The organism is Nocardioides taihuensis (assembly GCF_042657275.1).
Lineage (GTDB): Bacteria > Actinomycetota > Actinomycetes > Propionibacteriales > Nocardioidaceae > Nocardioides > Nocardioides taihuensis.
Map to the genome: position 1 here is coordinate 449,130 of NZ_JBHSKD010000002.1, position 10,836 is coordinate 459,965.

Consider the following 10,836-nt stretch of genomic DNA (forward strand, 5'->3'; position numbering starts at 1 on the left):
TGCTGACCCATGAGTCAGTCTGGAGCCGCGCGAGCGGTACCCGTGGTCTGGTCGCCGACCACCCGCGAGCACGACCCGCGGCACGAGGTGTGGGTGGGCGTGGCCACCGACGGCACCGAGGTCGCGGCCCGTGTGGACACGATCCTCGAGGCGCTGCGGGCCGAGGGCCACGTGCTGCTGGAGGCGACGCCGCAGCCCGACGAGCCGATGCTCGGGGTGCACGACGGCGAGCTCGTCGGCTTCCTGCGCGGCGCCTCGGAGCGCTGGGCCGCCGGGCCGTACGCCGCGCTGGTCGGCCAGGAGCGCGTCGTGCCCTACCTCTTCCCGACGCCGGCGATGACGGCCGGCCTGCCGGCGCGCACGGCCACCGCGGTGCACGCCGACGCGGGCCGCTTCGCCTACGACACGATGACGCTGATCGGGCCCGGCACCTGGCCGGCCGCCCGGGCCGCCGTCGACTGCGCCCTCGGCGCCGTCGAGCTGGTGCTGGACGGCGAGCCGCTGGCCTACGCGCTGAGCCGCCCGCCCGGGCACCACGCGACGCCGACCGGCTTCGGCGGGTCCTGCTACCTCAACAACGCGGCGGTGGCCGCCCAGGCGCTGCGGATGTCCGGCATCGAGCGGGTGGCCGTCGTCGACCTCGACGCCCACCACGGCAACGGCACCTCCGCGATCTTCTACGAGCGTCCCGACGTGCTCTACGGCTCGGTGCACGTCGACCCGGCCGCCGGCTGGTTCCCCCACTACGTCGGGCACGCCGACGAGCTCGGCGCCGGGCCGGGGGAGGGCGCCAACCGCAACCTGCCGCTCCCGGAGGGCGCCGGCGACGGGCCGTGGCTCGACGCGGTCGGCACCCTCGCGGACTGGGTGGGCGCCGCGGGCTGCGGTGCGCTCGTGGTCTCGCTGGGCGTCGACGCGGCCGCGGACGACCCCGAGAGTCCGCTCGAGGTCACCGCCGAGGGCTACCGGATCGCCGGGGAGTTCCTCGCCCGCACCGACCTGCCCGCCGTCGTCGTGCAGGAGGGCGGCTACCACCTGCCCACCCTCGGCGGCCTGGTCGCGGCGTACCTCTCCGGCCACGCCACCTGATCGCTGACCCGCCGTCAACTAACGGCGGGTCAGCGCTCACTCGGGGTCGGCGGGGACGTACTCGCAGAAGGCGTCGTAGGCGCGGGGGCCGTAGATGGTGGCGGGGCCGCCCTTCATCAGGAACGTGACGCCGATCGCCTCGGCGGCCTCCTGGCGGCTCGCGCCGGCCCGGGCGGCGGCGCGGGCGTGCGAGGCGATGCAGCCGTCGCAGCCCTCGGTCACGCCGATGGCGAGCGCGATCAGCTCCTTGGTCTTCGTGTCGAGCGCGCCCTCCTCGAACGCCGCGTGGTGCAGCTGTCCGAAGCCCTTGTAGACGTCGGGCACCGCACGCCGCAGGTTGCGGTGCAGGGGGGAGAGCTCGTCGAGGACGGCCTGCCCGTGCCCGTGCGTGGTGACGGGGTGGTCGGCGGTGACGGTCATGGTGGAACGCCTCCTGGCGTGCGGTGGTGGCCGGTGGTCAGGACGTCTCCGACTCTGCCCCGCGCGCCGGCACGCGAGCAGGGTCATCGGTCCCGTCCGCGGGGGTCGCCCGTCCCGGGCCGAACAGGCGCCGCAGCACGAGCGCGGCGGCCACCCCGAAGACCAGCGAGGCCACCCCGAGCAGCACCGTGGTCGGCACCGAGGCGTTGGGGTCGTCGTTGGCGACCATCACCACGGCCATCGCGAACACCGACGGCGGCACGAGGGCGAACCACCCCAGCACGGCGTACGGCGCGCGGACGCCGGCCGGCGTGCCGCGCAGCGCCGCGACGGCGGCGGCCACCGTCAGCGGCACGACCACGCCCAGGTCGAGCAGCAGGATCGACCAGTAGAAGGTCGGCGCGTCGGCGAACTCGGTCGGGATCGGCGACTGGCCCACCGTGTCCACCAGGCCCGGCAGGTAGCGCAGCAGCACGAAGGCGGCCAGACCGAGCAGCACCAGCCCGAGCACGCGTTGCCGGCGCGGTGTGGTGGGCGGCGCCGGCAGCGCGCGCGCCAGCGACCACGACCAGAGGCACAGCAGCAGGCCGCCGGACGTGAGCGCCACCTCCAGCAGCACCACCGGCTGGTAGCTGTCGTACTGCGGGCCGAGCACGTACTGCGCGTACATGTACGTCGTGTAGGCGCTCGGCGCGAAGCCGAGCAGCGGGGCGGAGCCGTGGCCACGCAGGGCGAGCACCGCTGCCGCGACCGTCCACGGCAGCACCAGGAAGAGCGTCACGAGCTCGAGGCCGAGCAGCTGGTTCCACATCGACTCCGAGATGCCGTAGTCGATGTCGTCGGCGCCGATCGGGCCGCCGGCGAGGTCGGCCACCAGCAGCACGGCCATCGCGAGCAGGCCGGCGCCGTACCACCGCAGGGTGCTCACGGCCGTGGCAGTCCCGCGCGGGCTGCGCCCCACCAGAGCAGGGGGACGCCGAGGACGAGGAAGACCAGCCCGGAGAGCAGGAGGGTGAGCGTCACCCGGTCGAGCACCGGGAGCTCGGCGCCGACGCTGACGTCGGTGGAGACCGGGCGGGTCCCCTGGTCGTTCATCACCACGAGCGACCAGGTGCCGGCCTCGGGCTCCCACGTGAGGGTCTGCTGGTCGGGGCCGTCGGTCGAGGCGACCCAGAAGTCCGCGTCCCGGGCAGCGGTGACCGGCGCACCTCCGTCGACGTACGTCGTGACCGTGCCGTCGCCGTCGCGGCGCACGATCCGCGTGTGCGCGACACCGTCGAGCCAGGCGTTGACGTCGGAGGTGCGGGCGATGCCGAGGAAGACGCCGTCGTCGGTGAGGGCGTGGGCCTGCACCCGCACGGTGCCGAGCCAGTCCTGCGGCCGCTGGTCGTCGCCCCAGCCGGGCAGGTGCACCGACTGCGAGCGCACTGCGAACCCCGGTGAGTCGAAGCTCATCTCGGAGGTCGACAGGTAGCCGTCGGAGTCGCGCAGGAAGCCGTCGCCGAGCCGCAGGAACGCGCCGGCGGCGAGCAGCACGAGCGCGACCAGGAGCGCGAGGGAGCCGCCGACGACGCCGACCACACGACCGGGCGTCCACGAGCGCCGGGGCGGTGCCACCGGCGGGGGAGCAGGGACGGGAGGAGCGGTTGCCGTGCTCACGCTCCCAGCATCGTCCGTCGGCCCGGCGGCCTGCAGGGGAGAAGGTCCTCCACCCGCGGGCCGTCGGCCCGTCGGTCGTCGCTGCGTCAGGCGGTCGAGGCGCCCGCGGACCGGGCCCCGTCCCTCACGGCCAGCGCGGCGCGTCCGGCCTCGAGGCGGGCGACCGGCACCCGGAACGGCGAGCACGACACGTAGTCGACGCCGACCTCCTCGAAGAACTCGATCGACTCGGGGTCGCCGCCGTGCTCCCCGCACACACCGATGTGCAGCGCCGGGTTGGTCTCGCGCCCGAGGCGGGTCGCGATGCGCACCATCTCGCCCACCCCTTCGCGGTCGATCGACTCGAAGGGGGAGACCGCGAAGATGCCGTGGTCGAGGTACTCGCTGAAGAACGACGACTCCACGTCGTCGCGCGAGAAGCCCCAGGTCATCTGGGTCAGGTCGTTGGTGCCGAAGGAGAAGAAGTCGGCGCAGCGCGCGATCCGGTCGGCGGTGACAGCCGCGCGGGGCAGCTCGATCATGGTGCCGACCAGGTGGCCGACCTCGACGCCGCGCTCCGCGGCGACGGCCGCCGCCACCTCCGCGATCATCCCGTGCACCAGCTCGAGCTCGCGCTCGTCCGCGACGAGCGGCACCATCAGCTCCGGTCGCGGGTCACCGCCCGCGAGGATCCGCTCACCGGCGGCCTCGAGCACCGCCCGCACCTGCATCCGCACCAGGCCCGGGATCATGATGCCGAGGCGCACGCCGCGCAGGCCGAGCATCGGGTTCTGCTCGTGCAGCCTCCGCACCGCGTCGAGCAGGCGGTGGTGGCGCGAGTCGTTGTTGCCGCGCTCGTCCTCGAGCGCCACGGCCACGGCCAGGTCGGTCAGGTCGGGCAGGAACTCGTGCAGCGGCGGGTCGATCAGCCGGATCGTCACCGGCAGCCCGTCCATCGCCTCGAGGATGTCGATGAAGTCCGCGCGCTGCAGGGGCAGCAGCGCCCGGAGGGCCGCGAGCCGCTCCTCCTCGTTCTCGGCGAGGATCAGGTTCTCCACCAGCTCGCGGCGCTCGCCGAGGAACATGTGCTCGGTGCGGCACAGGCCGATGCCCTCGGCGCCGAACCGCCGGGCTCGTCCCGCGTCGTCGGGGGTGTCGGCGTTGGCCCGCACCTCCAGGCGTCGTACGGCGTCGGCGTGGTTGAGCAGGCGGGAGACCGCGACGACCAGCTCGCCGTGGGCGTCCGCGTCGTGCGGGTCGCCGAGCTCGCCCTCGAGGTGGCGGACGACGACGGACGAGACCACCGGCACCGCGCCGATGAAGACCTCGCCGGTCGTGCCGTCGATCGAGATCACGTCGCCCTCGTGGATGACCAGGTGGTCGCCGTTGCCGTTGCGCAGGCGCGCCTGCCGGTGCTCGGCGTCCACGTGGATGGCCTCGGCGCCGCACACGCAGGTGCGGCCCATGCCGCGGGCGACCACGGCGGCGTGCGAGGTCTTGCCACCGCGGCTGGTGAGGATGCCGGTGGCCGCGACCATGCCGTGCAGGTCGTCGGGCGTGGTCTCCTTGCGGACCAGGATCACCGCGTCGCCGCGCTCGGCCCAGGCCACCGCGGTCGCCGAGTCGAAGACGGCCCGGCCGACGGCTGCACCCGGCGAGGCGTTCATGCCGGTCGCGACCAGGTTGCGGCGGGCCTCGGGGTCGAAGCGGGGGAACATCAGCCGCGCGAGCTGCGCGCCGGTCACCCGGCCCAGCGCCTCGTCGGCGTCGATCAGGCCCTCGTCGATCATCGTGCTGGCGATCCTGAACGCCGCCTCGGGCGTGCGCTTGCCGACGCGCGTCTGGAGCATCCAGAGGTGGCCGTCCTCGATCGTGAACTCGATGTCGCACAGGTCGCGGTAGTGCTGCTCGAGCCTGGCCATCACCTCCAGCAGCGCCTCGTGCGAGGGGCGGTCCAGCTCGGCGAGGTCGGCGAGCGAGACCGTGTTGCGGACTCCCGCGACGACGTCCTCGCCCTGGGCGTTCACCAGGTAGTCGCCGTAGACGCCGGGCGCGCCGCTGGCCGGGTCGCGGGTGAAGGCGACTCCGGAGCCGGAGGCGCTGCCGCGGTTGCCGTAGACCATGGCCTGGACGTTCACCGCCGTGCCGAGGTCCTCCGGGATCCGCTCCTGGCGGCGGTAGAGCATGGCACGCGGGGTGTTCCACGACTCGAAGACCGCGCGCACGGCCCCGGTGAGCTGGTCGCGGGGCTCCTGGGGGAAGGGCCGACCGGAGCCGCGCAGCACGATCTCCTGGTACGACGCGACCAGCGCGCGCAGGTCGTCGACGTCGAGGTCGACGTCGAGCCGCACGCCGCGGCGCTCCTTGAGCGCGTCCATCTCGGCGGAGAACTCCTCGCCGGGGAGACCGAGCACCGTCGTGCCGTACATGTGCAGCAGGCGGCGGTAGGAGTCCATCGCGAACCGCTCGTCGCCGCTGGCACGGGCCAGGCCGGCCACGGACACGTCGTTCAGCCCGATGTTGAGGACGGTCTCCATCATCCCGGGCATGGAGAACTTCGCCCCCGAGCGCACCGAGACCAGCAGCGGGTCGTCGGGGTCACCGAGCCGGCGCCCCATCTTCTGCTCCAGCGTCCACAGGTGCTCGTCGACCTGCTCGAACAGCCCCGCGGGGTCGTCGCCGGCCACCAGGTAGGCGCGGCACGCCTCGGTGGTGATCGTGAAGCCGGGCGGCACCGGCATGCCGAGGTTGACCATCTCGGCGAGGTTCGCGCCCTTGCCGCCGAGCAGGTCCTTGCGCTCCTTGTTGCCGTCCTCGAAGTCGAAGACCCAGGTCTGCTCGGGGGTGCTGTGCCGCGACGTGGTCGCGGGTCGGTCCACCGGCTCGTCCCCGCCGGAGCGGGAGAGGTCGGAGGCGGGGGTGGTGGAGGTCACGAGTGGATCCTTCCGGTGCTGGGTTCGGTGCTGGGGACGACGGCGACCGAGCAGTGCGCGTGCTCGACGACGGCAGGGGCGAGCGAGCCGTAGATCAGCTCGGTCAGCAGCTTCTTGCGGCGGTGCCCGACGACCACGAGCTCGGCGGTGAGGGAGGCGCGCACCAGCCGGTCGTCGACGAAGCCACGGGTCAGCTGGGCGCGCACGGACACGTCGGGGAACTTCTCGCGGCCGTCGCGCAGGGCGTCCGCGAGCAGCTGCCGCTGGTCGTCGAGGCCGGGCTCGTCGTCCGGGACGTCGTGCGACCCCTCGGCGACCCGGACCTCGTCCCAGAAGCAGTGCACCGCAGTGAGGGTGAGGCCGTGCGACGCGGCGTACCGGAACGCGAGCTCGACGACGGCGGGGTCGGCCGGGCCTCCCTCGACGCCGACGACGACGCCGGCAGCACCGGGCCCGCCGGCGTCCCGCTGGCGTACGACGGCCACGGGGCAGGCAGCGTGCTTGGCGACGGCGTTGCCCACCGAGCCGAGCAGCATGCCGCGCACCGCGCCGAGGCCGCGCGAGCCGACGACGATCAGGGAGGCGTCGGCGGCCGCGTCGAGCAGCGCCTGGCGCGGGTCGCAGAGCCGCAGCACCTGGTGCACGGCCAGCCCCGGCCGGTCGGCGGTGGCGGTGGCGGCGGCCTCGGCCAGGAGCCGGTTCGACGACTCGGTGACCTCCTCGATGATCATCACCTGGTCGACGCCCATGGTGTCGAGCCACGTGGTGCCGAGCGGGGACGGCGGGGCGGCGGCGTGCAGCAGGGCCAGCGGACGGTCCTCGACCGCCGCGTGGTCGGCGGCCCACCGGACCGCCCGCTGCGCGTGGTCGGAGCCGTCGACGCCGACGACGACGGCGCCGCGGGGGATCTCGGTGCTCATGACGACCTCCTCCTCGCCCTACCGGGCGGGGCTGACGGGCACGACCGCGACCGGCACGGGGGACTGCTCGGCCACGACGGCGGCGAGGGCGCCCGTGCCGGGGTGTCCCGGCGCGTGGCGGGGGGCACCGCGGCCGACGACGACGAGCACGGCCTCGGCGGCGGCACGCAGGAGCGCGGTGGCCGGGGTGCCGACGGCGAGCTCGAGGCTGGCGTCGACGTCGGGGAACTTCTCGCCCAGCGCCCGCCGGGTGAGGAGCAGGCCCTCGCGGGCCTCGACCACGTGACCCGCGGTCGGCAGGGCGGCGAGCAGCACCAGCGGCAGCCCGCGGGCCGCGGCCTCGCGGTAGGCGAACTCGAGCACGGGCTCGGCCTGCTCGAGCCGGTCGGCGCCGTGTCCCGCGTCGACGCCGACGACGACCGAGGGGCGCCGCACGGTGTGGTGCTCGGCCGGTACCACCACGACCGGGCAGGGAGCCAGGGCCGCGACGGCCGAGCTGACCGAGCCGACCGGCAGCCGGTCGACGCGGCTGTTGCCGCGGTCCCCGACGACCACGAGGTGGGCGCGCTCGGCGAGCTCGAGGAGGGCCACGCGGGGGTCGAGCTCGTGGATGCAGGTGTGCACGGCCACCTCGCGCGGGGGCAGGCCGGCGGCCGCGACGAGCTGGCGGACGCGGGCGGTGGCGCGGTCGAGCGCGACCAGGCCGTGGCTCCGGTTGTCGACGAGCATCCTGACCGCGACGGGGGAGGCGGTCGGCAGCGCCGAGCCGCCCTCGGGGCGTCCGGTGGCGTAGGCGATGAGCACGGGCCGCGGGGCGGCGTCGTCCCTGCGGTGCGCCAGGACGTACGACGTGGCCCAGTCCACGGCGCGTCGCGCTGCGGTGGAGCCGTCGACACCGACGACGACCGCACCGGCGGGGAGTCCCGCTGCCTGGGTGCCCATGGCCCCAGCCTCCCCGCCCGGAGGTCCGGGGGGAACGGACGGATGACCCCCGGGCGGGGGGACATTGGACCCTGACCGCCGCGGCGTCCGGGACCGGACGATGGGGCGGTGAGCACGACCGAGGGCCCCGCGGCCGACCTCGGCGGGGTCGATGGCGTCGAGACGCTCGAGCTGCGCCAGCCGCTGCCGACGCCGGCCGACGTCCTCCTCGCCGACGGGACCATCGGCCGGGTCCGCGTGGCCACCCCCGACGACACCGAGGCGCTCTCGGCGCTGCACGCCGGGATGTCGCCGGACAACCTGCGGATGCGTTTCTTCTCCCCGAGCCGCCGTGCGGCCGAGGAGTACGTGCAGCACCTGCGTCGCGACAACGGCCCGCTCGCGCTGCTGGTCGAGCGCCAGGGCCGGGTGGTCGCCCTGGCCACGGCCGAGCCGATCGAGCCCGAGGTGGCCGAGGTGGCCTTCGTCGTCGACGACACGCTGCACGGCGTCGGTCTCGGCAGCCTGCTGCTCGAGCACCTGGCCGCGGCCGGGCGTGCTCTCGGCATGCGCCGCTTCGTCGCCGAGGTGCTCGGTGAGAACCGGGCGATGATCGACGTCTTCCTCGACGCGGGTTTCGCGGTGAGGCGCCACGCGGAGTCGGGCACCGTCCACGTCGAGATGGACACCGTGGCCTCGGCCGAGGCGGTCGAGGCCGCCGACGAGCGGGAGTGCCGGGCCGAGACCAGGTCGCTGCAGCCGCTGCTCTACCCGCGCAGCGTGGCCGTGGCCGGGGTCCGGCGTGACGGCTCGGGCGTCGGCGCGGCGGTGCTGCGCTCGATCGTGGCCGGCGGCTACCGCGGGGAGCTGTGGGCGGTGCACCCGCAGGCGACGGAGGTCGACGGCGTCCGGGCGACGCGCCACCTCGCGGACCTGCCCGAGCCGGTCGACCTGGTGGTGGTGGCGGTGCCCGCCCGCCGGGTGGTCGCCACGCTCCGCGACGCCGCAGACGCCGGCGTGCCCGCGGCGGTGGTGATCAGCTCGGGCTTCGAGGAGCTCGGCGAGGAGGGCGCCCGGCTGCAGCGCACGATGGTCGACCTGGCCCGCAGCCGCAGCATCCGGCTGGTCGGCCCCAACTGCCTGGGGCTGATGTCCAACCACCCCGACATCTCCCTCGACGCGACCTTCAGCGGCTCCGTGCCGCCGCCGGGTGGCCTCGCGGTCGCCTCGCAGTCCGGGGGCGTGGGGATCGTGCTCTCCGACGTGGCGCGCGAGCTCGGCCTGGGCGTCGGCTCCTTCGTCTCGCTGGGCAACAAGGCCGACGTCTCGAGCAACGACCTGCTCGCCGCGTGGCGCGACGACCCGCGGGTGACGGCGGCCGCGCTCTACCTCGAGTCGTTCGGCAACGCCCCGAAGTTCGCGCGGTTCGCGCGCCGGTTCGCCGAGCGCAAGCCGCTGCTCGCCGTGCTGGGCGGGCGCTCGGGCGCCGGGCGCCGGGCCGGCCTCTCGCACACGGCGGCCGCCGTGACACCGGGGGTCGGGGTGGACGCGCTCTTCGCGCAGGCGGGCGTGATCTCCTGCCACGGCGCCGAGGACCTCGCCGAGACCGCGCTGCTGCTCGAGGAGCAGCCCCTGCCGGCGGGGCCGCGCCTCGGGGTGCTCAGCAACGCGGGCGGCATGGGGGTGCTGGCGGCCGACGTCGCGGACGAGCACGGGCTCGTCGTGCCCGAGCTCTCCGACCGGATGCGCGCCCGGCTCTCGCGCCACGTGCTGGGCACCGCCGGCACCGGCAACCCGGTCGACGCCGGGGCCGGCTGCGAGCCCCGGGCGATGGCCGCCATCGCCGACGAGCTGCTGCGCTCGGGCGAGATCGACGCGCTCGTGGTCGTGCTGGTGGCGACCGGCGTGAGCGACTCCGTGGCCTCGATGCGCCGGATCGCGAAGGTGCGCGGGGCCCACCCGGCCATCCCCGTCGTGCTGGTGCCCATGGGCGGCCTGACGCCGCCCACCCACGGTCTCGCCGGCATCACCACCATGCGCTCCACCGACGCGGCGGTGCGCTCGCTGGCCCGCGCGGCGCGGTACGCCGCCTGGCAGCGGCTGGCCCGCCAGGCCCCCGAACCCGTCGACCCAGCCCGGGCCGAACGAGCGCGCACCGTCGCCGACCAGCTGCTGACGGCCTCGGTGCAGGCCGGCTCACGCGGCTGGCTGAGCGTCCGGGAGGTGCGCGAGCTGGTGGCGGACTACGATCTGGCCCCGGTCGGCGAGCTGGCGACCGACGCGGTCGCGGCCGCGGGGGTGGCGACCGAGATCGGCTACCCGGTCGCGGTCAAGGCCGGCGCCCGCGACGTGCTCCACCGCACCGACCGCGGGCTGGTGAGGGTCGGGCTGGGATCACCGGTCGAGGTGGCCGCCGCGGTGCGGGAGTTCGAGCGCGAGGTCGGCCGGCCGCACGTGCCGGTGCTGATCCAGCCCGTCGCCCGCGGCGTCGAGATCGCCCTCGGGGTCGTCCGCGACCCGGAGTTCGGGCCGCTGGTGATGGTCGCGGCGGGCGGCACGGCGACCGAGCTGTGGGCGGACCGCGTGTTCCTGCTGCCGCCGATCTCCCGCGGCGACGCCGCCCGCGCCGTACGGTCGCTGCGGGTGTGGCCGCTGCTCGACGGCTTCCGCGGCTCCCCCCGGGCCGACGTGGCCTCGCTCGAGAAGCTGGTGGTGCGGCTCGGCCGCCTCGCCGAGGACGTCCCCCAGATCGCCGAGCTCGACCTCAACCCGGTGCTCGTCGGGCCCCGGGGCGCGGTGCTGGTCGACGTCAAGATCCGCCTGACCGCCGGGCGCCCGGTCGACGCGGGCATCCCGCGGCAGCTGCGCGGCCGCTGACGGGCCGCTGCGTCATACGGTTCGCCGGTCCCGACCGG

At 75.2% G+C, this 10,836-nt stretch carries 8 protein-coding genes; 2 read left to right on the forward strand and 6 right to left on the reverse strand.

All coding sequences use genetic code 11. The features are described 5' to 3' along the window. Positions 1–9: 9 nt before the first annotated feature. A complete protein-coding gene (locus tag ACFPGP_RS02200) occupies positions 10–1,089 on the forward strand; it encodes a histone deacetylase family protein (RefSeq protein WP_378586266.1) in 1,080 nt (359 codons plus the stop codon). 36 nt (positions 1,090–1,125) lie between these two features. On the opposite strand, the gene ACFPGP_RS02205 is transcribed toward ACFPGP_RS02200, so the two are convergent. The 6 genes from ACFPGP_RS02205 to ACFPGP_RS02230 form a co-directional block, all read right to left on the reverse strand. Then, the gene (locus ACFPGP_RS02205; RefSeq protein ID WP_378586269.1) at positions 1,126–1,509 is read right to left on the reverse strand and encodes a carboxymuconolactone decarboxylase family protein; all 384 of its coding nucleotides are present in this window, start codon (positions 1,507–1,509) and stop codon (positions 1,126–1,128) included. Positions 1,510–1,546: 37 nt separating this feature from the next. Then, entirely contained in the window at positions 1,547–2,437 is an 891-nt protein-coding gene (locus tag ACFPGP_RS02210) for a hypothetical protein (protein WP_378586272.1), read from the reverse strand. Then, positions 2,434–3,168, reverse strand: a complete 735-nt coding sequence (locus ACFPGP_RS02215) for a hypothetical protein (protein ID WP_378586274.1) — start codon at positions 3,166–3,168, stop codon at positions 2,434–2,436. Before ACFPGP_RS02215 ends, ACFPGP_RS02210 begins: the two co-directional genes overlap by 4 nt. Before the next feature lie 86 nt (positions 3,169–3,254). Further along, positions 3,255–6,026, reverse strand: a complete 2,772-nt coding sequence (gene ppdK / locus ACFPGP_RS02220) for a pyruvate, phosphate dikinase (protein WP_378586391.1) — start codon at positions 6,024–6,026, stop codon at positions 3,255–3,257. Between the two features lie 50 nt (positions 6,027–6,076). Further along, positions 6,077–7,000 carry a universal stress protein gene (locus ACFPGP_RS02225; protein WP_378586277.1) on the reverse strand — a complete coding sequence of 308 codons (924 nt, stop codon included), beginning with the start codon at positions 6,998–7,000 and terminating at the stop codon, positions 6,077–6,079. A gap of 18 nt (positions 7,001–7,018) precedes the next feature. Continuing rightward, positions 7,019–7,942 (reverse strand): universal stress protein, encoded by a 924-nt coding sequence (locus tag ACFPGP_RS02230; protein ID WP_378586279.1) that lies wholly within the window; start codon positions 7,940–7,942, stop codon positions 7,019–7,021. A gap of 108 nt (positions 7,943–8,050) precedes the next feature. Between ACFPGP_RS02230 and ACFPGP_RS02235 the strand changes: the two genes are divergently transcribed. Next, the gene (locus ACFPGP_RS02235; RefSeq protein WP_378586281.1) at positions 8,051–10,798 is read left to right on the forward strand and encodes a bifunctional acetate--CoA ligase family protein/GNAT family N-acetyltransferase; all 2,748 of its coding nucleotides are present in this window, start codon (positions 8,051–8,053) and stop codon (positions 10,796–10,798) included. Positions 10,799–10,836: the final 38 nt, after the last annotated feature.

Excerpts from the sequence above, each read along its gene's own strand:
- ACFPGP_RS02200 (WP_378586266.1), top strand. The coding sequence starts at position 10 with ATGAGTCAGTCTGGAGCCGCGCGAGCGGTACCCGTGGTCTGGTCGCCG.
- ACFPGP_RS02205 (WP_378586269.1), bottom strand. The coding sequence starts at position 1,509 with ATGACCGTCACCGCCGACCACCCCGTCACCACGCACGGGCACGGGCAG.
- ACFPGP_RS02225 (WP_378586277.1), bottom strand. The coding sequence starts at position 7,000 with ATGAGCACCGAGATCCCCCGCGGCGCCGTCGTCGTCGGCGTCGACGGC.
- ACFPGP_RS02230 (WP_378586279.1), bottom strand. The coding sequence starts at position 7,942 with ATGGGCACCCAGGCAGCGGGACTCCCCGCCGGTGCGGTCGTCGTCGGT.